We start from the raw sequence: 21,116 nt of genomic DNA on the forward strand, positions 1-21,116 counted from the left end.
TCTCATTCCTATATCACTAGGCTACGGGATATAGGAATGGGCTTGACCATACCTCGACGGACAGACCCGCCCTGAGACTAAGACCACACCACCGCCCGCAGGCATGAAAGCCCGGGCAGCTTTGGAGACAACAGCATGCGCGCGCGCAAAATTCTTCGCCTATCCGGGGCAGATGCCCGCGATTTTCTACAGGGGCTGATCACCAGTGATGTGAGCAAGATTGACCAGGGTTTGGTCTATGCCGCCCTGCTGACGCCCCAGGGCAAATATCTCGCCGATTTCTTTCTGGCCGCTGATGGCGCGGATGTGCTGCTGGATGCAGATGCGGATCAGGCCGAGGCCCTGCTCAAGCGGCTCACCATGTATCGTTTGCGCTCCAAGGTCGACATCACCCCAACTGACCTACAGGTGATGCGCGGCACCGGCCCCGCCCCCGCAGGCGCCCTGGCGGATCCGCGCCATGGGGATCTGGGCTGGCGGCTGATCGGAACCCAGGGCGGCGAGGATGACAGCGACTGGGAGGCGCTGCATGTTGCCCATTGCATCCCGCGCAGCGGTATCGAGCTGGGACCAGACAGCTATATTCTGGAGGCCGGATTTGAGGCCCTGAACGGGGTGGATTTCCGCAAAGGCTGCTATGTCGGCCAAGAGGTCACCGCCCGCATGAAACACAAGACCGAGCTGCGCAAAGGGCTGCGCGTGGTGGAAATCAGCGGCGCAGCGCCTGTGGGCAGCGACATCACCGCCGGTGGAAAGGTGGTCGGAACCCTGTTCAGCCAATCCGGTGGCCGCGCGATTGCCTATCTGCGCTTTGACCGCGCCAAGGAAGAGATGGCCGCAGGCGAGGCCCAGTTGCACTGGCAGACCTGACGGGCTAGGCTCTATTTCTCGACAGACTGCAAATTTTTTCTCGCCTTATCATTTTGTTACACCTTTACAGCCAAGCCTGTTCCCTAGGACGGCTCCTCTCTCTATTTTCCCCAGAGAGGTACGTTTCAGCAAACCTATTTTCTCGGAGTCCCCATGCGCCGCCATTGCCTTGCTCTTGCCCTGACCATCCTGCCAGCCCTGCCCGCCACAGCCCAGTACTGGGAATTTGGCGACTGGCGTGTCTTTGTTGAAACACATGAATCCACCGAACACACCAGCCATACCTGCACCGCCTCGACCGGTGGCGATGGCGACCCCTCGCTGCGATTGTCGGTCTATGATCTGGATGGCGGCCCTCCTGATAGCTATCCGGCGCCAACGCTCTACGAATCCGCCGTCCGCGGCTATCCTACGCAGGTGCAAAACGGCCAGGCGGTGGGCTTTGTCTTTGACCAGCAAGCCGCCTTTTATGCCATCGCCAATGGCTATTTCGACGCCGATGGCTTTGCCCAGGCTGAAGCCGCCCCGCGCTGGCAAGACACTATCAACATGCTGCGCTGGATGAAGGCTGGCCAGTCCATTGATATCCGCACAGTCCAGCCCTACGGCCCCGGCCAACCGGTCATGCAGGCCTCGCTGCGAGGATTTACTGCCGCCTATGGCAAGATGATGGATGAATGTGGCTTCTCGATCGAGATCACCGATCCCAGCTAACAGCTGGACCCGGTCCCAGTTCGTGCCACCGGCAGTGTTTCTGACAGCCTTACCCCCAGAAGTCTGGCACGCGGAGGCAGGTTTTGCCTTGGGTCAGAAATCCCCCGGCGCGCATTGCAGGCAGGTCAGCCCCTCTGCGCGCCACAGATCCACCACCGAGCTGCGATCATCCACAACGATCCAGGGCTCAAAGCCATCCGCCCGCATCTCTGCCAGCAACCGCCGCTTCACATCCGGGTCGCTCATTTCGTCCTGCCCCGTTGGCCGCAGATAAAGCGCATCACAGGCCAGGTCGTTTGCCGCCAACCAGGCCTGGGTGTACTCTGTCCAGCCTGCGGGGCGCCCGGAACAGATCACGATGGTTTCGCCCACCTGTTTGAGCCGCCGCAGCAGATGCGCCACCGGGGCGATGACTTCGGCCTCGGCCATGGCCTGATGAAAGGCCTCCCAGTTCTTCACCTCGCCATGCACCAGATGCCCCAGCCGGGGCGCATCAAATTGGGCAAGGGTGCCATCGACATCAAAAACGACACAGGGCCGTCCGGTTTCAGAGCGCATGTGCAACCTCCTTATGGCTATCATTCACCCAGACAAACGAAATCGGATGGGCGTTTGGCGCGCGAGCACCGGTGTTGTGTTGTCCCGCCAACAGGCGGGTGGCGCGGATCACCCCGGAATGACAGACCAGAACCGGCAGGCGATCTTGCGCCTGCGCACAGCACGCGGTTATGGCCTCGGCCACCCGGATGATCATCTCTGACCAGTCTTCGCCGCCTTCCGGCCGCCCCGCGCGCGGTGGCAGCTCTGCCAGCGGCGCGCCTTCAAACTGACCCCAGTCTCTTTCTCGCAGGCCGGGGTGGCAGTGGAATTCCTGATCTGGAAACCCCAGCTGGCAGGTCTGTTGCGCGCGCTCCAAGGGGCTGGAAAACAGCGCAATGGCCCCCCTCCATGGATGCCCGCGCAAAGCCCGCGCCTGCTGGCGGCCCAAATCCGTGAGCGCAACATCCAACCGCCCGGCGATAATGCTGTCGCGGTTTGCGGTGGTCTGCCCATGGCGGATCAGGCAAATGCTCTGCGACGGCAGCTTTGGCCAGGATGGGGAGGCCGCGCTCATAGCGGGATACTCTCATGCATAAAGACCTCGGCGCCCAGACCCTCTTCCACCAGATAGTCCTCGGGGCTGATACAAAAGGCAGGGGCAAACCGTTTTGCCCCAAGGCGGCGCAGCATCTTGATCTGATCCCCCAGCGGAGGGTGCACATTCCAGCGTTGGAAATAGCCGCCGGGCACCGCGCAGATGCCACGGGCATGGGCGGTCATATGGCCAGTGAAAATCACATGGGCATCGCCCCCCAGTCGTCCACTTTCTCGCCAGGCCCGCACATAGCCCCAAGCCGCGCCCCCATCCGCATTGGGGGTGTCGCAGATCAAAAACCGTGCCTGCTCCAGATCGCCGCGCTGCAGCAGCGGTGCAATCTCCTGCGCCCGCGGGCTTAGACCGCCGCGCGCCAGCGCTGCCGTCAGCGCTGCCCGGCATTCCGGGTCAAGGATCACCGCCTCCACCCCAAAACGCTGCACCAGATGCAGTGCCATTTCCCCGGCCCGTCCCGAGGGCGGCACCGGCAGCAGGATCTGCCCTGGCAGCTGGTCGATCAACTGATCCAAAGCGGCAAAGCGTTCGCGCTGCGCAACCGGATCCAGCTGGTAAGAGCAATCCAGAATGGCCGTCGCTGCGGCGGGCGGCGGATCAAAGGCAAACCAGTTGGATTCCTCGGACCAATCGCCGGAGTAAAACAGCCCCGCGCCAATATCAAAATGCATCCAGATGCCGCCCAGTGCATGCCCATTGCGGCCGGTGGTCAGGCGAATGCCATCAATCAGCACCGCGCCCTGTTCCGGCAAGAGCCGCACCTCTGCCGCCGGGGGCAGCGCCTGCGCCGTCTGCGCCGTGGCATAGATCGGCAGTCCTGCCTCAACCGCATAGGCGGCACCACCTATGTGGTCGATATGGTCATGGGTGATAAACACCGCATCTGCCCCGACCAGCCAGGCCGGGTCAAAATGTGCGTTGGCCTCTGGTCCGAACCCGCAGTCCAACAACCAGGTTTTACCCTCAACACAGAGGCGCATACAGGCTGGGCCTTTGTCGCCAATGCCCGACAATACTTCAATCGTGTTCATCTAGTCCTCGCAAAACGCCCAGGGAGATCCAATGCTGAGCCCCAGCTGGCTGCCCTCAGGGTAGCGCACCCGGCTTTCGGCCATCAGCTCGGCCCCCTCAGGGGTTCGAAGCATGAGCCGATAGCGCCCGCCCAGATAGGTACTGCGGATCACTGCCGCCCGCAGATCACCGGTTTCGGTTATGGTGATATCTTCGGGGCGCAGGCAGAGCTGGTTGGGCCGGTCCGTGCTGGTCTGCACCGAGATCTGCGTGCCCAAAAGCCGCGCCGCGCCCTGCCCCTTGCCCCTGCCCGGGGTAAAATCGCTGATCGGCAGCACTGTGCCGTCGCCAACAAAACCCGCGACAAAGCGATTGCAGGGCCGACTGTACAGCGCCTCGGGGGTGTCGAACTGTACGATGCGCCCCTCATGCATCACCGCGATCCGGTCGGCCATCGCCATGGCCTCGGCCTGATCATGGGTCACATAGACCATGGTGGCGCCGGTACGGTGGTGGAAATCCAAAAACACCTCCTGCATCGAGGCGCGCAGCGCCACATCCAGATTGGCCAGGGGTTCATCCAGCAAAACCGCCTGCGGGTCCGACACCAGACAGCGCGCCAGGGCAACCCGCTGCCGCTGCCCCCCGGACAGATCCGCAGGCATACGGTCGGCAAAAGCCACCAGCCCGGTGGCCTGCAAGGCGGCTTCGGTTTGGCGGCTTTGCTCGGATTTTGACAGGCCGCGAACCTCCAGCGCAAAGGAGACATTGCGGCGCACGGACATATGCGGCCAGAGCGCATAGGACTGGAAGACAAAGCCGATATTGCGCGCCTCGGGTGGCACCGCATGACCCGTCGCCGCATTTGCCATTTCCTGTGCACCGATGGACAGGGCGCCAGAGGTGGGGGCCTCAAACCCCGCCAGCAGCCGCAGCAAGGTTGACTTGCCACACCCCGATGGGCCCAGAAGGGCGACAAATTCACCGTCTTGGATGGTGGCGCTGATGGCATGCAAGGCGGGGATGCCTGCAAATTGCTTTTCAACAGCGTCCAGTTTTATGTCTGCCATGGCAGGCTTCCTTTTGGCAGGTGACGCGCCGAGATCTGCAGGCCGGCCATCAAGCCCATCACCACCAGAACAATGGTCATGGCAAGCGCCGACGCCATCACCGTCTCACCGCTGTCATCCAGGTTAAAAATCATCACGCCGAGGGTCTCAGTCCCCGAGGACCACAACAGCGCGGAAACGGTCAGCTCATTGAAGGCGGTGAGGAAAACCAGGATCGCCCCCGCCGCCGCCGCCGGTGCAGAAAGCGGCAGGATGATTAGGCGCAGGCGCTGAAACAGCGTGGCACCGACGGATTGCGCGGCTTCGTTCATCGCCGGGTCAAGCTGACGGATGCTGGCCTGAATGGGACGAAACATAACCACCAGGAACCGCGCCAGATAGGCGAGGAATATAATCCAGATGGTGCCGTAGAGTGTCGCATCGGTGAACGGCAGATTGATCAACAACAGGATCATCGCAATCGCCAGCACCACCCCCGGCAGCGCATAGGGCAGATCCACAAGCGCATCAAACACCCGCCCCAACCGCGACGGGTTGCGCTCCATCAGCCAGGCCAGCGGCAGGCAGATCAGCACCAACGCCACAGCGGCGCCACTGGCCAGGCCCAGTGAGTTCACAAAGGCCCGCGCCGTGGCTGGTTGGCGAAACAGCGCCTCATGCCAGGAGGCCAGGGTCACGGTCTCAAAGCTCAGCGGCACACCGTAGGCGGGCACCAGCGAGGTCGCAATCAGCCCCAGCATCGGCAGCACCAGAATGGCGCAGACAACCAGCCAGAGGCCAATCTCGATGGGCAGGCGCGCAGATCCCAGCGGCATAGCCAGCGGCCGCGCGGTGGAGCCCACCAGATGCACCTTTTGGCGCGACTGGAAAAACCGCTGCAACAGGATGCCGCAGATGGCGACACAGCCAATGACCATGGCCAGAACCGCCACCTCGGCCAGCACAGTCGAGGACAGGCCGGACAGGCGCTGGTAGATCAGCGTTGGCAGGGTGGAATACCCCGCTGGAATGCCCAGCATCGCCGGAATGCCAAAGTTCCCCAAGGCGGTCACAAAGGTAATGGCAATGCCCGCCGCCAGGCTGGGCAGACACAGCGGCAGAATGATATGCCACCACAGCCGCAGCCCGCTGGCACCACTGATCCGGGCAGCCTCGACCACGTCTTGTGGGATGGCACGCAGACCGGCGCGCAGGGTCAAAAAGATGATCGCAGTATGCTGGATCCCCAGCAGCAGGATGATGCCGCCCTGCGAATACAGCGGTTGCGGTGTGCCCATGGCTGGCGCCAGTCCGAGGGTTTTTAACAACACCGAGGACGGCCCCATGATCTGCGTCCAGGACAGCGCAGTAATCTGCGGCGGGATCATCATCGGGATCATCAGGCAGAACACCAGGGTTGTCTTTGCCCGCAGGTCAGTCAGGGCCACCAGAAAAGCAAAGGCGCTGCCGATCAGCAGCGAAACCAGAGTGCCAAATCCCGCTGTGATCAACGAGTGTTTCAGCGCCAATTGGGTCTGGCTCTGCATCAACACCTCTGAAAACAGGCTCAGGTTCAGTTGGTCGTCGATGGTGACGCCTTCAACAAACAGCCGCAAAACAGGGGTCAGCGTCAGGGCAATCGCAACAAAGAGGATAAAGGAAAGCAGCCGGTGCTCGGACCGGCTGCCTCCCGCTGTTTGGGGCATGAACATTAGTTGGCCCCAAAGATCTCAGCAAATTTGGCCTTGTTGGCCTCGGCATTTTCCAGGGCAACCGCCGGGTCAAAATCCATCAGCTTGATATCGGCGCGGGCAGGAAAGCCTGCAGGTACGCCCATGTCGTTGCGCGCGGGGATATATCCCATCTCCAGAACCAGATCCTGGCCCTTTTGGCTCAGCACAAAATCAACAAAGCGTTGGGCCGCATCGGTGTTTTTGGCAGTGGACAGGATGGCCACTGGCTCGGTCACATAAGAAACGCCCTCTTTGGGGAAGACAAACTCAACCGGGGAACCCTTGGCCTGGTTGCGGATGGCGAGGAAATCAACAACCATTCCGTAGGGCTTTTCGCCCGCAGCAACAGCTTTGAAGGTGCCGCCGTTGCCGCCTTTGGCACGGGCGTCATTTGCGGCCAGATCGCTGTAGTAGTCCCAGCCCAGGTCCTTGTCGCCGGTCAGGGTTGCCAGGTGAATCAGCGCCGCACCGGAATAGAGCGGCGATGGCATGGCGATCTGCCCCTTCAGCGCCGCATCGTTCAGATCGGCCCAGGAGGTCGGCGCTGTCTCAACACCGGTGTTATACACGATGCCGGTGGTGATCAGCTTGGTCGAGTGGTAGAAGCCTGCCGCGCTATACAGCGCCGGATCATAGGCTGTGGCTTCGGGGGACTGATAGGCGGTCAGCAGCCCCTCCTGCGCCATGCCTTCCAGGGTCACGGTATCTGCAATCAGCAAAACGTCGGGCTGCGGATTGCCCGCTTCGATTTCGGCACGCAGACGGGCCATCAGCTTGGTGGTGCCATCGCGCACCCACTCTACCTCGGTGCCCGGGTTGGCAGCCATAAAGGCATCAACGGTCTTTTGTGCATCGGCATTGGGCTGCGAGGTATACAGCGTCAGGGTATCCGCAAAACTTGCAGTGGATACGCAGGCCAGGGCAGCGGCGGTCAGAAAGCTCTTCATCATAAATCTCCAGAGATTTTGCCTTTCGAACGAAAGACACGTGATGGGGAGCTTATTGCCGCCTGATGCAACAGGTTTATGACAGCCATGTATATATTTTATTACTGTTTTCGCAACGAATGCTTTACTGTAAGTGACAGGCAGAACAACTTTCGAAAGAAACCTGATGAAGCGCAGTGACTTGGACATTCGACGCGACCAGATTGTTGCCCTGCTGGCAGAAAACGGCAGCCTGTCAGCCCAAGAGCTGTGCCAGCGCCTCAAGGTTTCGGTGCAGACGATCCGCGCCGATCTGCGCGATCTGGACGAGGCCTCTTTGGTGCAACGCCGCAATGGCGTCGCCCGGTTGCGCCAGCAGGCCGAAAATATCGGGTATCTGCCCCGTCTCACGGTCTCCCACAGCGAAAAACACCAAATCGCACAGGCGGTTCAGCAGCTGGTCCCCCATGGTGCCAGGGTGGCGCTGGGAACAGGAACCACCGTCGCCCAATGCGCCCGGCTGCTGGCCGCCCGGCAAGATCTCCTGGTCGCCACCAATTCGCTTCACGCGGTCGTGGCGCTGCAACATGCGCCGGGGGCGCGGGTCGAAATGGCGGGCGGGTCGGTGCGATTGCGTGATCTGGACGTGATCAGCCCTGCAAGCATCGAATTCTTTGCCCGCTACCGCATGGAACAGGCCATATTCAGCTGTGGTGGCATCTCCCAAAGTGGCGAAGTGCTGGACTACAATACGGAAGAAATCACCGCCCGTCAGGCCATCGCCGCCTGCGCCAAACAAAAGATCCTGGTGGTGGACAGCGCCAAGTTCGACCGTGACCTACCCTGCCAGATGCAGCACCTCTGGGACTACGATGTGGTGGTAACGGGTGCAGAGCTGTCAGAAAGTTTACGCAAAAAATGCGCCGCATCAGGATGCAGGACCATCCAGGTCGCCCTCCCGCAATAACAGGTGCAAAAAAGAAACCCCCGCAAACCAGTCCGGTTTGCGAGGGTCAAATGCGTCGACGACACCTTCGATCAGGCGCGTTCGGCGTATTCCATGGTTTCGGTATTGACCACGATCATTTCGTCCTGGCCAACAAACGGTGGCACCATGACCTTGACCCCATTCTCAAGAACCGCAGGCTTAAAGGAGTTGGCAGCAGTCTGCCCCTTTACCACCGGCTCGGTCTCAACAATTTTGCAGGTCACTTTTTGTGGCAATGTCGCGTTCAGGGCTTCTTCTTCGTAGAATTCCATCACAATTGTCATGCCGTCCTGCAAGAAAGGACGACGATCGCCCAGCAGCTCGGCGGACAATTCGATCTGTTCGTAGGTTTCGGTATCCATGAACACCAGCATGCCGTCGCTCTCATAGAGAAACTGCTGGTCTTTTTGCTCCAAACGCACGCGCTCAACCTTGTCGGCGCTGCGGAAACGTTCGTTCAGTTTCGAGCCATTGCGCAGGTTGCGCAGCTCGACTTGGGCAAAGGCGCCGCCTTTACCGGGCTTTACGTGATCGACCTTGACTGCGGCCCAAAGACCACCGTTGTGCTCCAGAACATTGCCGGGGCGGATCTCGTTACCATTGATCTTGGGCATCTGAAAAATCCATCTGGGAAGGTTGATGATATATTAAGCGTCCCTATATCTGTCGTGGTCACAACTGGCAAGACAACGATATCTCGTAGTTACGCCAGAAAAGCTATGCGATTTTTGCATGAAAGCTATGCATATACAGGCTATCCGAATCGTCACAGTTCCGTCATAAGGAACGCCACGCCGAGAATTGCAATAGCAAGAACAATAAAGGAAACGGGATGCGAGATTTCGTTGACGGCACTGCATACAATAATGAACAGGGCAACCGAGCACGCAAGCTCTTTGCCGCTGTTGTATTGGCTGCCTTGGATGATGCCATTGCCGATGATAAAAAATACGGCAACGGCCCCGAACAGATCGCCCGCTGGGCGCGCTCGCGCGATGGTCGCGAAGTGCTCAGCTGTGCTGGCATTGACCCCAATGAGCGGGTTGTCGGTGGGTTGATGGATTTTGTTGGTCGGGGTGTGCGCACCTCTGTTGCCCTGTCGCGCGAAGAAAGCGAACGGCGCAACGCTGCTCAGGCCGAAGCCGCCTGAAGCCGACCAAGGCCCAAAAGGCCGAACAAATGATCACAGATCTATAGAAAAGCGCGTCCTGGGGGGCGCGTTTTTCTTTTGCGCCCCACCCCGTCACAGGCAACCGGTCAAAGGCAACCTGTCGCAGATCCTCCACCCAAAGGCGGTTTTCCCCGCGCTTGCCCGCGCAATTTACGAGATTGATCAAAAAACTCTTTTCCTTGCTGGCTCAATCGGCAATCAGACAGCAAAGACCAGACCGCACGAGGAGAACGCCATGACGGCACGCGCACTGATGATCCAGGGCACCGGCAGTAATGTCGGGAAATCTCTCCTTGTGGCGGGGCTGGCGCGGGCCTTTGTGCGCCGGGGCCTCACAGTGGCGCCGTTCAAATCCCAGAACATGTCCAACAATGCCGCCGTCACCCCAGAGGGCGGCGAAATTGGCCGCGCCCAGGCGCTGCAGGCGCGGGCCGCCGGGCTGGCGCCCCATGTGGACATGAACCCGGTGCTCCTGAAACCCGAAACCGACACCGGGGCACAGCTCATCGTGCAGGGCAAACGGCGCGGCACCCAGTCAGCGGGCTCCTTTATGCGCGATAAGTCCGGGCTGCTGGAGGCGGCGCTGGAGAGCTATCACCGTCTGGCGGCGGGCGTTGATCTGGTGCTGATCGAAGGCGCAGGCTCACCAGCTGAAACCAACCTGCGCCGGGGCGATATCGCCAATATGGGCTTTGCCTGCGCCGTGCAGGCGCCTGTTGTTCTGGTCGGAGACATCCACCGTGGCGGCGTCATTGCCCAGATTGTCGGCACCCAGGCGGTGCTTGACCCAACGGATCTAGAGCGCATTGTCGGCTTTGCGGTGAACCGCTTTCGCGGCGATGTCAGCCTGTTTGATGCGGGGCGCGATGATATTGCCCGGCGCACCGGCTGGCCCTCGCTGGGGGTGATCCCGTGGTTTTGGGAGGCCTGGAAACTGCCGGCCGAAGACATGATGGATATCGCCTCGCGCCGGGGCGGAGCCTGCAAGGTGGTTGTGCCGCAGCTGGAGCGCATGGCGAATTTTGACGACCTGGACCCGCTGGCCGCCGAACCCGAGGTCACGGTTGAGATCGTGCCCCCGGGGCGTGCCCTGCCGGGGGACGCGGATCTGGTGCTGATCCCGGGCAGCAAATCCACCATTGGTGACCTTGCCTATTTGCGCGCCCAGGGCTGGGATATCGACATTCTGGCCCACCACCGGCGCGGCGGCCATGTGCTGGGCCTGTGCGGCGGTTATCAGATGCTGGGCAAAACCATCGACGACCCCCTGGGGGTTGAGGGCGCATCGGGCAAGGTGGCGGGGCTGGGCCTGCTTGATGTTCACACCGTGATGTCAGACGACAAACGCGTCACCCTGACAGAGGCCAGCAGCCTGCAGGGCGGCTTGCCCGTGCAGGGCTATGAAATTCACATGGGGCGCACCACGGGGGCCGATTGCACACGGGGCTGGCTACAGATCGCTGATCGGGTTGAAGGCGCGGCCTCTGCGGATGGGCGGGTGCTGGGCTCCTATCTGCACGGGTTGTTCAGCGCCGATGGTTTTCGGGCGCATTACCTATCCCAGCTGGGCTATGACAGTTCCACCCAATATGAAGACAGCGTTGAAGACACGCTGGATGCCCTGGCGGACCATCTGGAACAGCATATGGATCTGGATCATCTGCTCTCGCTGGCGACAGAGGTGCCTGCTCCATAGGCGCGAAGGAACCCACTGGTTTTGGCAACCGCATCGAAAAAGCGGGTGTCTGAGCGGAGCAAACAGATTTCACAGGTCCAGATTTCACTGGGTCAGATTCCACTGGACCGCACTCCAGGTCTGCTTGAAACAGCCAGGCGAGGTCCGGTCAGATCAAATCCTGAGCGGCAAGGGCCCGCTGAATTTCACGACGCACCAGTTTGCGCACATTGCGGGTGATTCTCTCGCCCAGGGCGCCCTGCAATTCACTGCGCACGATATCAGCAACCAGCTCGCGCAGGCTCTCCTCATCGAGATAGCTTTCTTCCGCAGCATCGTCCCCTAGGGCGTCCATCGTTGCACGGGTCACGGCCTCTTCGGCCAGCGCTGCGGCGTCAAATTCAGCCTCGGCCCCGCTCTCTGGCTGCGGCACCTGGCCTGTTGCGACCTCCGCCTCACTTTCGGCCTCGACCTCAATGTCGGCCTCGTCCGTGTGATCCTGCCACTCAAGCGTTTCGATATTGGTGCCGGCATAGGGATCACTGGAAGCGCCATCTGGCTCCCACTGCCCGGTTGAGCGCGCCACTTTGGCCTCCAGCTCGGCAATCTTCTGCACCACTGCAGACACCCGCTGGCTGCCATCCAGTTCATCAGTTTCAGGCTCAGCCACCTCGGCCTCATCCAGATCCAGGCGCGCGTCATCTGCGTTCTGGCCCTGCTCGGCAACAGTCTCGCTTATCTGTGGAGAAAGCTGCATTTCCGCCTCGGCTGCGTCCATGGGCGGGCTATCCACGCTGCCAAAGAGCGTCGCATCAGGGTCGCGCCATGGCGCAGCATCCGCCGGTTCCGTGCCCTCTTCAGCCTGCGCGGGCTCAGCCTCTGATTGCTCAGTTGCGCTGTACTGATCGGCAGCCAGGTCGGCATCCCCGTCTGCCTCAACGGTGTCATTGGAGCGAAAGGCAATAACCTCGCCGGGGTCTAATTCTGGCTCAACCTCAAGATCCAAATGGCTGTCACCCTGCAGGTCATAGGCTGCCTCCATCCCCCATGACGCCTCAACCTCAGCCTCAGACGACACATCGACGGCTTCAGGCTGGTCCGGACCCACCTCGGCTGCATCGCAGGTATCCTCCGCCACCCGCAAAGCAGGTGTCAGAACCAGACGCGATGTTGGCTTTGCAGGCTCTTGCGGCACAGAAGCCGACGGGCTGTCCTGCTGGCTGCCCACCGCTGGCCCAGTCACCGGGCGCGGCCCAGAGCGCCCATCCTCACTCACCAAACGGCGGATTGAGGACAGGACATCTTCGATTTCAGCCTGTGTAACAGGATCGGACATTGTATTTGAACCACTCTAGCCTTTGCGACAAGTGTAGCTCTCCTGCCGCAATCGCACAACATTTAGAGAGACTTTTAGTTTCGACACGGGATGGTTTCTAAACAGGCCCTTTTGCCCGGCCTAGTTTTTACCCAAGGCCCGCAGCACCCGATCCAAATCCCGGCTTTGACGGCTGAGCTGCGCTGGCGCGTCTTTGACCAGATTGTAATATAGGGTCGGATCATAAATCTCGACGGCAAGACCCAGATGTTCCGCAGTCAAAAGCCCCTGTGCCTGCAGCAAGGAATAGGCCGCCGTGGCCTGGCTGGCCCGTGCCTGCACCCGCGCTGTCAGCGCGTTCAGCAGATCCTGTTCCGCCTGCAACACGTCCAGCGTGGTGCGCGCCCCCAATGTGGCCTCTTCCCGGATACCGTCAAAGGCCACCTGTGCGGCCCGTACGCTCTCATTTGAGGACACCAGACTGGCGGTCGCGGCCTCTAAGGTAACATAGGCCTCGGCGACATCCTGAGCCACCGCACGCTGTGTCGAAATCAACACGCCCCGCGTCGCATCAGCGCTCGCCATGGCAGACCGCACCGATGAGGCCAGAGCACCACCAGCATAAAGCGGCTGGCTGTAGGTGATGCTGCCGCCAGTGCTGTCAGATTCAAAACTATTGCTCAAGCTGCTTGTGGCAGAGATTTCCGCCCCCAGTTTGATACTTGGCCCCAGACCTTTTCGCGCCGCATCCGTGGCGAAATCAGCTGCCTTAACAGCATGCTGCTGCCCCAGCAGATTTGGATGATTGCGCACGGCAATGGATTCTGCTGCCTGCAGGGACGCAACCCGTTTGGGCAAGGGAGGTTGTCCTGCTGTTGCGCCAATAGGGTGACCAACCGCCTCCACATAAGAGGCCTGCGCCGACAGCAAATCGCCGCGACTTTGGATCAGGGTCGCGCGGGCAGAAGCCAGGCGGCTCTGCGCCAATGCAACATCCGTGCGGGTCACCTCCCCCACTTCAAATCGATCCTGCGAAGCCTTTAGCTCTTCCTGCAACAGGCGCAGGTTGTTGCCCTGCAGCCGCACCGTCTCTTGTTGCAAAAGGACGTTTACATAGGCCTGCACTGCACCAAACAGCACCTGTTGTTCGACGTTTAGCAAGCTTTGGCGGGTCGCCAGAACGGTTTGTTGCGCCGCAAGCTGCTTGAGCTTTGTCGCCCCACCATCATAGAGCAACAGTTCCAAAGCCAGGCCCGTCGTCAGCTGGTCCACACTCGAAGAGGGCGACTGGCCATTCACAGTATGTGTGTTCTGTGTGCTGGCTCTGATGGTCCAGTTGACGATCGGACGCAGGCCAGCAACAGCGGCTGCGACGTTTTCATCCTGAACCCGCAACAAGGCCCGGTTCTGCTCCAGCAACCCGCTGTTTTTATAAGCGCCAATCAGCGCGTCGGACAGATTGTCCGCACTCGCGGGTTTTGGCAGCGCAAAAGCAAGCGCTACAGAGCCTGCAAATACAAACGTCTTTAACAAACTTGCCGAATTCTTCTTCAACATCGGTCGCCCTATTCGTTTGCCGCGCCGCCAGCCGCGGGAGTTTTGTTATGCTTCAGCTCATACCTGCTGTATGGGCTGTTCGTCTTCTTTGTCCTCACCTCATGCAGTGCCAGTAGATCTGGGCACGGCATCACGGGCAAAAAACTGCCAACCCGTTTCTATTACAGGATGTCACAGGCCAGATCCGCCCGTGCTGGTCCAAAATATGGCCCCGCATTTAGGCTGATCCTTTTGCCCCGACCTCACAGAGAAAAGGCTGGGGCGCGTTCAAACCCAGGCATGACCTCGGCGCCGGCATTAAATTCAAAGCGCCAGGAGATCTGCCCCCCCTGTTTATAGCCAACCTTTACCTCGCCCAGCGAGCCGCGCATGAAGATCGCGGCAATACGACCGCCATCCTTGAGCTGCTGCAGTAGCGTGTCGGGCAGCTCTTCGACGCCGCCCTGCACCATGATGACGTCATAGGGGCCATGTTCAGCGGCGCCTTCTTTCAGCGGGCCGACGTGCACAATGGCATTGTCGGCGCCAGCCTCGGACAGCTGCGCCTGCGCATCGGCGGACATGGTCTCATCTTCTTCGACACCGATCACCATCTCGGCCATTTGCGCCGCGACGGCGGTGGAGTAGCCCAAAGCACAGCCGACATCCAATACCAGCTCATCCCGCTGAATATCCAACGCATCCAGCATCTTTGCCAGCGTACGGACTTCAATCAGGGTGCGCTGCCCCCCAAGGTCCATATTTCGATCCGCATAGGCCCCTTCACGCTGTGCATCAGGGACAAAATCCTCACGCGCAACAGACAGCAGGGCCTCAATGATCGGGTATTTGGTCACGTCCGAAGGACGAACCTGGGTGTCAACCATCATACGGCGACGTTCGGCAAAGTCAGTCATAAGCTAAACTCTTTTGTTCAGTCTGTTTGCAGGAGTTGTGCCATATCGCTCCATATACGGCAACGGCCCATAGTGACCCTAAGGGCGAATTGCCAACCATGTTGCCGCAGCACCTATTTCTTTTTCACAAACTTGGTCAAAATAACGATCCGCTGGCCTTCAACCCGGCCCTCGATATGTTCGGGATTGTCCTGCACCAGCGAAATGCCACGCACCGCCGTGCCGCGCTTGGCGGTAAAGCCCGCCCCCTTGACCGGCAGATCCTTGATCAGGACCACATTGTCACCCGCCGCAAGCGCCGCGCCGTTGCTGTCAACATGGCCGCCACCGGTGCTCTCATTGTCGGCCCAGGCCCGCGTTTCCTCATCCAGCCACAGCTGATCGGCCAGATCCCGCGCCCAGTCATTTTCCGCAAGCCGCGCCAGCAGCCGGGTCGCCAGAACCTGCACTGCGGGTTCCTGTGACCACATTGACGAGGCCAGACAGCGCCAGTGATCGGGGTTCAGCTCGCCCTCAATCTGTGTCTGACAGGTATCGCAGATCTGCACGCCAGCCTCTTCGGGGCCACCAACAACAGTAAAAAACCGGGTCGAACCCTCGGCAGAGCACAAATCACAAGACATGGGGAAATCTCCAAAAGAAAAGCCTGCCCTGCCTTACCGCCTCCCCACCGGGATGAAAAGCCACCCAGAGCAACTGCGCCGCGACCAAACGCGCAGCGCTCTTGCCGCCCCCGAAAGCCCCCCTGCCTCAGGCGGCGCAGCCACTGCAAAAGGGCGTCGCGGGCAGCAAATCCAGACGTTTTTCCGCAATTTGATCACCGCAGATCTGGCAATAGCCGTAAGTCCCCTCTGCCAAGCGCGCCAGCGCTGCATCAATCCGGCGCAGCTCTTCCATCTCATTGAGACCAAGCGTTTCCAGCACCTCATCCCCCTGGCGCTCAGACGAGCGATCCTCCCAGTCTTTTGGCATCGGCGCATCCAAAGCATGTTCGACCTCGCGCAAATGCCCGGCCAAAGCCAACCTGCGTGTTTCAAGTGCGTCCTTACGTGCTGCAAAATCCATCTCTAATCCTCCCAAATCAGCGCCATTGGGCCACCATACCTAAGGCCAATGTTACGGCATTGACCGATGTCAAAAACACTCGCGGGATCTGGGGAGTGTTGTGCACGCTTGACACCTAGAAGCCCGCAAATGCGCGATCCTTGATCCGCTCGCCCAAATTTGGGGCGGATTATTGAGAGTGGAATACGGCTTGCGGCCCCAGAGTGGCTCGACATCAAAGCGCAGGTCGGTGCCCTCCCCTGGGGAGGGGAGGCGCTGCCCGGTCTGACGACCAGCCATTCGTATAGATATTTAGCCAAGCCCTCAGCCATACCACGCTATGGGGAAGCGTTTACCGAGCACGCTCGGACTGGTGCTCAGCTATCCATTTTCAGGGCTGAAATAAACGCTTCTTGCGGGATGTCGACCTTGCCGAACTGACGCATCTTCTTCTTACCCTTCTTCTGCTTCTCCAGCAGTTTCTTCTTCCGGGTTGCGTCGCCGCCATAACATTTGGCCGTCACGTCCTTGCGCATCGCTGACAGGGTCTCGCGCGCGATTACCTTGCCGCCAATGGCCGCCTGGATCGGGATCTTGAACATATGACGCGGGATCAGGTCTTTCAGCTTTTCCACCATGGCCCGGCCACGGGCCTCAGCGCGGTCACGGTGCACCATCATCGACAGCGCATCCACTGGCTCGTCGTTCACCAGCACTGACATCTTGACCAGATTGTCGGTTTGATAGCCCGTCAGCTGGTAGTCAAAGGAGGCATAGCCCTTGGTCACCGACTTGAGCCTGTCGTAGAAATCAAACACCACCTCGTTGAGCGGCAGGTCATAGACGGCCATGGCACGGCTGCCGGCATAGGTCAGATCCAGCTGGATACCGCGCCGGTCCTGACACAGCTTCAGCACATCACCCAGATACTCATCCGGCACCAGAATGGTCGCCTTGATGCGCGGCTCTTCCAGGTGGTCCACATGGGTCAGGTCGGGCATATCAGCCGGGTTGTGCAGCTCGATCATGGTCTCGTCACGCATATAGATATGATAGACCACCGAGGGCGCCGTGGTGATCAGCTCGATATCATACTCGCGCTCCACCCGATCCCGGATCACCTCAAGGTGCAACAGGCCAAGGAAGCCACAGCGGAAGCCAAAGCCCAGCGCCGCCGAGGTTTCCATCTCAAAGCTAAAGGAGGCGTCATTCAGCGCCAGCTTGTCAATGGCATCGCGCAGGTCTTCAAACTCGGAGCTGTCAACCGGGAACAAGCCACAGAACACCACCGGCTGCGCAGGCTTAAAGCCCGGCAAGGCATCGTCGGTGCCTTTTTTCTCATGGGTAATGGTATCGCCCACACGGGTGTCGCGCACCTGTTTGATCGAGGCCGTCAGGAAGCCAATTTCGCCGGGTCCCAGCTCGTCAATCACCGCCATTGACGGGCGGAACACGCCGATCCGGTCTACATGATGGGTGGAGCCATTGGAGAGCATCTTGATCCGCTCGCCCTTTTTCAGCACCCCGTCCATGATCCGCACCAGAACGATCACGCCCAGATAGGCGTCATACCAGCTGTCCACCAGCATCGCCTTCAGCGGCGCATCGCGGGTGCCCTTGGGGGCAGGCAGCTCATTGACGATGGCTTCCAATGTTTCATGGATGCCCTGGCCGGTCTTGGCCGAAACCTGAATAGCGCCAGTGGCCTCGATGCCGATAACATCTTCGATCTGTTCCGCCACCCGGTCACAATCCGAGGCCGGCAGGTCGATCTTGTTCAGCACAGGCACGATCTCGTGGTCGGCCTCCATGGCGTGATAGACATTGGCCAAGGTCTGCGCCTCAACGCCCTGGGTACTGTCCACCACCAAAAGCGAGCCTTCAACCGCGCGCATCGAGCGGGAGACCTCATAGGCAAAATCGACGTGACCCGGCGTGTCGATGAGGTTGAGCACATAGGTCTCGCCATCATCCGCCTTGTAATCAATCCGTACTGTGTTGGCCTTGATGGTGATGCCACGCTCGCGCTCGATATCCATACTATCAAGCAGCTGCGCCTTCATATCACGATCCTCCACCGTGCCCGTCTCTTGGATGAGCCGGTCAGCGAGGGTGGATTTGCCATGGTCAATATGGGCGACGATGGAGAAATTGCGGATTTTGGCGAGATCAGTCATGATCAGGCATATGATTTGGATTCTTGTCTTGGTCAAGCGCGCGTCTATGCTGCGGTGAAGTTATTTCACCAAATCGACAGTCAAAGGCGAATTTGAACGTGACAGATGAGGACAAGATCGTAGATTTAGACCAGCTGGAAACCTGGCTGCAAACCCAGGATGTGCGGATCAGCCGCGCCATCGCCGCCCGCGCATCCCTGCGCAGTCTGCCCGCGCTCATGGCAGTGTCCGATCAAATCATCAACAAAACCGCAGGCGCCGAATTGCTTTTAGCTGGACTACGGGCGACGCTCATATCTGGGGTTGGGAGCACCTGCCCAACCCCAGATATGAAGCGAATAGAAGACGCCGCCCGCTGATAAACCTTGGACTTGTACACCTCTCTCTTGGAACCCCGCCCGTCACGCATGTGGAGGGCACGCGTCCGTCCGCCCCACGGCGGGCGCGTTCCGCACCCACCCGGACGAACGCTCATCGTGAATTCGAACCCAAACCACCTAAACCTATCGAAATCAGCCTATTTCAACCAGCTTCCACTATAGCGTTGCACCTCCCAAAGGTCAGGCACTGCCCTCGCATATCACTTGTTCAGTCCCGAACCCGGCAAAATCCTGCGCATTTCTGAATGGTTTTTAACCAATATTGAATCTCGTCGCACCTTTCGCCATATTCGCTCAAATCCGGGCATGCGATCCGGGGCTAAATTTCGAGGGACATCTGATGACATTGCTGCCCACCTCCCTGCGCTCTGCGGGGCTTTGTGCCGTATTGGCCGCCCAAGTTTTCACCGCGCAGATGGTTCTGGTGCAGCCTGCCCAGGCTGGTGCCATTGAACGCGCCTGCCGCAGTTCTGATCGCTCTGCCGTCAGCCCCTCCCTGTGTCGCTGCATCCAGAAGGTGGCCAATGTACAGCTGACCTCCTCTGAGCGCAAAACCGTCTCCAGATGGTTTGGCGATCCCCATCAGGCCCAGGTGGTGCGCCAGTCCAGCAACCACCGCGATGAACAGCTGTGGCAGCGCTATAAGCTCTTTGGCGACACCGCTGCCAAAACCTGCGGTTAACCACCAGCTCTTTGCCCCTGCTGCGCAACGCAATAGATTTTACAAAACCAAATCGCTGCGCCTGTGCAACTGCCTCTCCCCATGCCCCCACAGGTACGGCGCCGCTAGGCTGCTCCTGCGCTGCCCTGCGCCACGTTAGGGGGAACAGCAGCCAGATTAGCCCCCTTGACCCTGCGGCAGGCGGTGGGGAAACTACGCTGAGATAATAGTTTTGTTGGAGTAACGGTATGTTGATCAAAGGGGTCACCCTCAGGGGGCTCGAGGTGTTCGAGGCCCTGGCAAAGACCGGATCCGTTGCTCAGACCGCCGAAGTGACAGGGTTGAGCCAACCTGCTGTCAGCCAACAACTGCGAAACCTTGAAAAGGCGCTCGGAACGGATCTTGTCGATCACGGCCGCCGCCCCATGGTGCCAACCTCCGCCGGGCGCAATTTCCTGGCCCGCACACAGGCGGTGCTGTCCGAGCTGCGCCTGGCGCAGAGCGAGTTGTCGATGATGGATCTGAGCCACCTGCCGGCGCTCTCCATCGGGTTGATTGATGACTTTGACAACGACCTGACCCCACGCCTGGCCACCGCCCTCGCCGAAAGCCTCACCGAGTGCCGCTTCAAGATGATCACCGCCTCCAGCCATGACATCCTGCGCGCCATTGAGGCGGATGAGATCCACCTTGCCGTGACCGCCACCACCGACGAGCCACAGCAGGGGTTGATCGAGTTCCCCCTGGTGCGTGATCCGTTTATTCTGGTCACTCCCAAGGGCTTTATTCACGACCCACAGGCGCCGATTGGCCAGCTCGAACAGCTGCCGTTTCTGCGCTATGCGGCCGACCAGATGATCTCGCAACAAATCGAGGCGCAGATCAGCCAGCAAGACATCACCTTTGAAAACCGCTTTGAGGTTGGCTCCCACCTGGCGCTGATGGCCATGGTGGCCCGCCATATTGGCTGGGCGGTGACAACGCCACTTGGCTATATGCGGGCGGCCCGGTTCCATGATGACATCGACGCCTTGCCGCTGCCCTTTGGCAAGGCTGCGCGGCGGATTTCCCTCTTCGCCAGCAAGGACTGGGCCGACCAATTGCCCCGCACCGTTGCCCAAACCACCAAAGGCCTGATTAAGCGCCAGATGGTAAATCCAGCCATCGTCAAGCTGCCTTGGCTGGCGCAGGATTTTCAAGTGCTCGACGAGTTGAGCTGAGCTGGCGTTTCACCGCCCCGGCTCCGCCTCACCCTGCGTCACAGCCCGCACCAGCCCCGCTGCAGCCAGTTCAATCAGGTCCAGACAGCCGTCAAAATCCCGCGTGTAATAGGGGTCCGGGACATGATCCATTGCCGCCTCTGGCGCAAAACGGGTGAACAGCTGAACCGGGGTCTGATTGCCAGCGGGGCGCAGGGCCTCGATGTTGTCCAGATTGTTTTGGTCCATCGCCAGGATCAGGTCAAAATCGCTAAAATCCGACGGGCTGAACTGGCGCGCCCGCAGATCTGAAACATCAAGGCCACGCCGCTTCATGGCCTGCTGCATTGCCCCGTAGGGCGGCGCGCCCACGTGGTAGTCGGCAGTCCCCGCACTGTCGCATGTGACACTGGAACAAAGCGCACGAAACACCCCTTGCGCGGCAGGCGAGCGGCAAATATTGCCCAAGCAGACAAACAGAATTTTTCTCGAATTTTGACCGAAGTCTTGATCCAGGTTTTGACTGGCCTCAAGCCTTGTGGGACGCTGGCGCATGACCTCTCCTCCTGGGGAATTTATCAAGGTAAAGGTTACATCTAA

At 59.9% G+C, this 21,116-nt stretch carries 22 protein-coding genes; 8 read left to right on the plus strand and 14 right to left on the minus strand.

The annotated features are described in order from the left end of the window. Positions 1-135 precede the first annotated feature (135 nt). Positions 136-870 (plus strand): folate-binding protein, encoded by a 735-nt coding sequence (locus N1037_15860; protein UWS78731.1) that lies wholly within the window; start codon positions 136-138, stop codon positions 868-870. A gap of 153 nt (positions 871-1,023) precedes the next feature. Further along, positions 1,024-1,584 (plus strand): hypothetical protein, encoded by a 561-nt coding sequence (locus N1037_15865; GenBank protein UWS78732.1) that lies wholly within the window; start codon positions 1,024-1,026, stop codon positions 1,582-1,584. A 93-nt stretch (positions 1,585-1,677) separates the two neighbouring features. Here N1037_15865 and N1037_15870 read toward each other — a convergent pair whose 3' ends face one another. Genes N1037_15870 through N1037_15895 form a run of 6 tightly spaced genes read right to left on the minus strand, consistent with a single transcriptional unit; the run spans position 1,678 to position 7,474 of the window. Beyond that, positions 1,678-2,142: a polynucleotide kinase gene (locus N1037_15870; protein UWS78733.1), complete on the minus strand. Its 465-nt coding sequence runs from the start codon at positions 2,140-2,142 to the stop codon at positions 1,678-1,680. Then, complete coding sequence (locus N1037_15875) at positions 2,132-2,698, minus strand: histidine phosphatase family protein (GenBank protein ID UWS78734.1); 567 nt, start codon at positions 2,696-2,698, stop codon at positions 2,132-2,134. Before N1037_15875 ends, N1037_15870 begins: the two co-directional genes overlap by 11 nt. Next, positions 2,695-3,765 carry an MBL fold metallo-hydrolase gene (locus tag N1037_15880; GenBank protein UWS78735.1) on the minus strand — a complete coding sequence of 357 codons (1,071 nt, stop codon included), beginning with the start codon at positions 3,763-3,765 and terminating at the stop codon, positions 2,695-2,697. Before N1037_15880 ends, N1037_15875 begins: the two co-directional genes overlap by 4 nt. After that, positions 3,766-4,815 carry an ABC transporter ATP-binding protein gene (locus tag N1037_15885; GenBank protein UWS78736.1) on the minus strand — a complete coding sequence of 350 codons (1,050 nt, stop codon included), beginning with the start codon at positions 4,813-4,815 and terminating at the stop codon, positions 3,766-3,768. Next, complete coding sequence (locus N1037_15890) at positions 4,803-6,506, minus strand: iron ABC transporter permease (GenBank protein UWS78737.1); 1,704 nt, start codon at positions 6,504-6,506, stop codon at positions 4,803-4,805. The genes N1037_15885 and N1037_15890 overlap by 13 nt, the downstream gene beginning before the upstream one ends. Beyond that, entirely contained in the window at positions 6,506-7,474 is a 969-nt protein-coding gene (locus tag N1037_15895; protein ID UWS78738.1) for an ABC transporter substrate-binding protein, read from the minus strand. Before N1037_15895 ends, N1037_15890 begins: the two co-directional genes overlap by 1 nt. A 166-nt stretch (positions 7,475-7,640) precedes the next feature. Between N1037_15895 and N1037_15900 the strand changes: the two genes are divergently transcribed. Further along, positions 7,641-8,420, plus strand: coding sequence for a DeoR/GlpR family DNA-binding transcription regulator (locus tag N1037_15900; protein UWS78739.1), 780 nt, complete (start codon positions 7,641-7,643; stop codon positions 8,418-8,420). A gap of 71 nt (positions 8,421-8,491) precedes the next feature. Here the strand turns inward: N1037_15900 and efp are convergent, their stop codons facing one another. Continuing rightward, positions 8,492-9,055, minus strand: a complete 564-nt coding sequence (gene efp / locus N1037_15905) for an elongation factor P (GenBank protein ID UWS78740.1) — start codon at positions 9,053-9,055, stop codon at positions 8,492-8,494. Between the two features lie 218 nt (positions 9,056-9,273). Here efp and N1037_15910 point away from each other — a divergent pair, with 218 nt between their 5' ends. Continuing rightward, entirely contained in the window at positions 9,274-9,591 is a 318-nt protein-coding gene (locus N1037_15910) for a DUF6280 family protein (GenBank protein ID UWS78741.1), read from the plus strand. Positions 9,592-9,847: 256 nt separating this feature from the next. Then, positions 9,848-11,308, plus strand: coding sequence for a cobyric acid synthase (locus tag N1037_15915; GenBank protein UWS78742.1), 1,461 nt, complete (start codon positions 9,848-9,850; stop codon positions 11,306-11,308). Positions 11,309-11,456: 148 nt separating this feature from the next. On the opposite strand, the gene N1037_15920 is transcribed toward N1037_15915, so the two are convergent. The 6 genes from N1037_15920 to lepA form a co-directional block, all read right to left on the minus strand. Then, a complete protein-coding gene (locus tag N1037_15920) occupies positions 11,457-12,623 on the minus strand; it encodes a hypothetical protein (protein ID UWS78743.1) in 1,167 nt (388 codons plus the stop codon). Positions 12,624-12,743: 120 nt separating this feature from the next. Further along, on the minus strand, positions 12,744-14,159 hold the full coding sequence (locus tag N1037_15925) for a TolC family outer membrane protein (GenBank protein ID UWS78744.1): 1,416 nt from the start codon (positions 14,157-14,159) through the stop codon (positions 12,744-12,746). Between the two features lie 242 nt (positions 14,160-14,401). Then, the gene (locus tag N1037_15930; protein ID UWS78745.1) at positions 14,402-15,055 is read right to left on the minus strand and encodes a protein-L-isoaspartate O-methyltransferase; all 654 of its coding nucleotides are present in this window, start codon (positions 15,053-15,055) and stop codon (positions 14,402-14,404) included. Positions 15,056-15,168: 113 nt separating this feature from the next. Next, positions 15,169-15,678 (minus strand): alkylphosphonate utilization protein, encoded by a 510-nt coding sequence (locus N1037_15935; protein ID UWS78746.1) that lies wholly within the window; start codon positions 15,676-15,678, stop codon positions 15,169-15,171. Positions 15,679-15,805: 127 nt separating this feature from the next. Further along, on the minus strand, positions 15,806-16,120 hold the full coding sequence (locus N1037_15940; protein ID UWS78747.1) for a TraR/DksA family transcriptional regulator: 315 nt from the start codon (positions 16,118-16,120) through the stop codon (positions 15,806-15,808). Between the two features lie 356 nt (positions 16,121-16,476). Further along, positions 16,477-18,276: a translation elongation factor 4 gene (lepA, locus tag N1037_15945; protein UWS78748.1), complete on the minus strand. Its 1,800-nt coding sequence runs from the start codon at positions 18,274-18,276 to the stop codon at positions 16,477-16,479. A 98-nt stretch (positions 18,277-18,374) separates the two neighbouring features. Here lepA and N1037_15950 point away from each other — a divergent pair, with 98 nt between their 5' ends. From N1037_15950 to N1037_15960, 3 genes are all read left to right on the plus strand, one after another. Further along, on the plus strand, positions 18,375-18,635 hold the full coding sequence (locus N1037_15950) for a hypothetical protein (protein UWS78749.1): 261 nt from the start codon (positions 18,375-18,377) through the stop codon (positions 18,633-18,635). A gap of 361 nt (positions 18,636-18,996) precedes the next feature. Continuing rightward, positions 18,997-19,338, plus strand: coding sequence for a hypothetical protein (locus N1037_15955; protein ID UWS78750.1), 342 nt, complete (start codon positions 18,997-18,999; stop codon positions 19,336-19,338). A gap of 227 nt (positions 19,339-19,565) precedes the next feature. Further along, entirely contained in the window at positions 19,566-20,537 is a 972-nt protein-coding gene (locus N1037_15960) for a LysR family transcriptional regulator (protein ID UWS78751.1), read from the plus strand. Positions 20,538-20,546: 9 nt separating this feature from the next. Here N1037_15960 and N1037_15965 read toward each other — a convergent pair whose 3' ends face one another. After that, positions 20,547-21,071 (minus strand): low molecular weight phosphotyrosine protein phosphatase, encoded by a 525-nt coding sequence (locus N1037_15965; protein ID UWS78752.1) that lies wholly within the window; start codon positions 21,069-21,071, stop codon positions 20,547-20,549. Positions 21,072-21,116 lie beyond the last annotated feature (45 nt).

The organism is Phaeobacter sp. G2 (assembly GCA_025163595.1).
Lineage (GTDB): Bacteria > Pseudomonadota > Alphaproteobacteria > Rhodobacterales > Rhodobacteraceae > Pseudophaeobacter.

What these genes read in the sequence shown, in the direction of transcription:
- N1037_15860 (UWS78731.1), top strand. Translation starts at nt 136, where the DNA reads ATGCGCGCGCGCAAAATTCTTCGCCTATCCGGGGCAGATGCCCGCGAT.
- N1037_15865 (UWS78732.1), top strand. Translation starts at nt 1,024, where the DNA reads ATGCGCCGCCATTGCCTTGCTCTTGCCCTGACCATCCTGCCAGCCCTG.
- N1037_15870 (UWS78733.1), bottom strand. Translation starts at nt 2,142, where the DNA reads ATGCGCTCTGAAACCGGACGGCCCTGTGTCGTTTTTGATGTCGATGGC.
- N1037_15875 (UWS78734.1), bottom strand. Translation starts at nt 2,698, where the DNA reads ATGAGCGCGGCCTCCCCATCCTGGCCAAAGCTGCCGTCGCAGAGCATT.
- N1037_15880 (UWS78735.1), bottom strand. Translation starts at nt 3,765, where the DNA reads ATGAACACGATTGAAGTATTGTCGGGCATTGGCGACAAAGGCCCAGCC.
- N1037_15885 (UWS78736.1), bottom strand. Translation starts at nt 4,815, where the DNA reads ATGGCAGACATAAAACTGGACGCTGTTGAAAAGCAATTTGCAGGCATC.
- N1037_15890 (UWS78737.1), bottom strand. Translation starts at nt 6,506, where the DNA reads ATGTTCATGCCCCAAACAGCGGGAGGCAGCCGGTCCGAGCACCGGCTG.
- N1037_15895 (UWS78738.1), bottom strand. Translation starts at nt 7,474, where the DNA reads ATGAAGAGCTTTCTGACCGCCGCTGCCCTGGCCTGCGTATCCACTGCA.
- N1037_15900 (UWS78739.1), top strand. Translation starts at nt 7,641, where the DNA reads ATGAAGCGCAGTGACTTGGACATTCGACGCGACCAGATTGTTGCCCTG.
- efp (UWS78740.1), bottom strand. Translation starts at nt 9,055, where the DNA reads ATGCCCAAGATCAATGGTAACGAGATCCGCCCCGGCAATGTTCTGGAG.
- N1037_15910 (UWS78741.1), top strand. Translation starts at nt 9,274, where the DNA reads ATGCGAGATTTCGTTGACGGCACTGCATACAATAATGAACAGGGCAAC.
- N1037_15915 (UWS78742.1), top strand. Translation starts at nt 9,848, where the DNA reads ATGACGGCACGCGCACTGATGATCCAGGGCACCGGCAGTAATGTCGGG.
- N1037_15920 (UWS78743.1), bottom strand. Translation starts at nt 12,623, where the DNA reads ATGTCCGATCCTGTTACACAGGCTGAAATCGAAGATGTCCTGTCCTCA.
- N1037_15925 (UWS78744.1), bottom strand. Translation starts at nt 14,159, where the DNA reads ATGTTGAAGAAGAATTCGGCAAGTTTGTTAAAGACGTTTGTATTTGCA.
- N1037_15930 (UWS78745.1), bottom strand. Translation starts at nt 15,055, where the DNA reads ATGACTGACTTTGCCGAACGTCGCCGTATGATGGTTGACACCCAGGTT.
- N1037_15935 (UWS78746.1), bottom strand. Translation starts at nt 15,678, where the DNA reads ATGTCTTGTGATTTGTGCTCTGCCGAGGGTTCGACCCGGTTTTTTACT.
- N1037_15940 (UWS78747.1), bottom strand. Translation starts at nt 16,120, where the DNA reads ATGGATTTTGCAGCACGTAAGGACGCACTTGAAACACGCAGGTTGGCT.
- lepA (UWS78748.1), bottom strand. Translation starts at nt 18,276, where the DNA reads ATGACTGATCTCGCCAAAATCCGCAATTTCTCCATCGTCGCCCATATT.
- N1037_15955 (UWS78750.1), top strand. Translation starts at nt 18,997, where the DNA reads ATGACATTGCTGCCCACCTCCCTGCGCTCTGCGGGGCTTTGTGCCGTA.
- N1037_15960 (UWS78751.1), top strand. Translation starts at nt 19,566, where the DNA reads ATGTTGATCAAAGGGGTCACCCTCAGGGGGCTCGAGGTGTTCGAGGCC.
- N1037_15965 (UWS78752.1), bottom strand. Translation starts at nt 21,071, where the DNA reads ATGCGCCAGCGTCCCACAAGGCTTGAGGCCAGTCAAAACCTGGATCAA.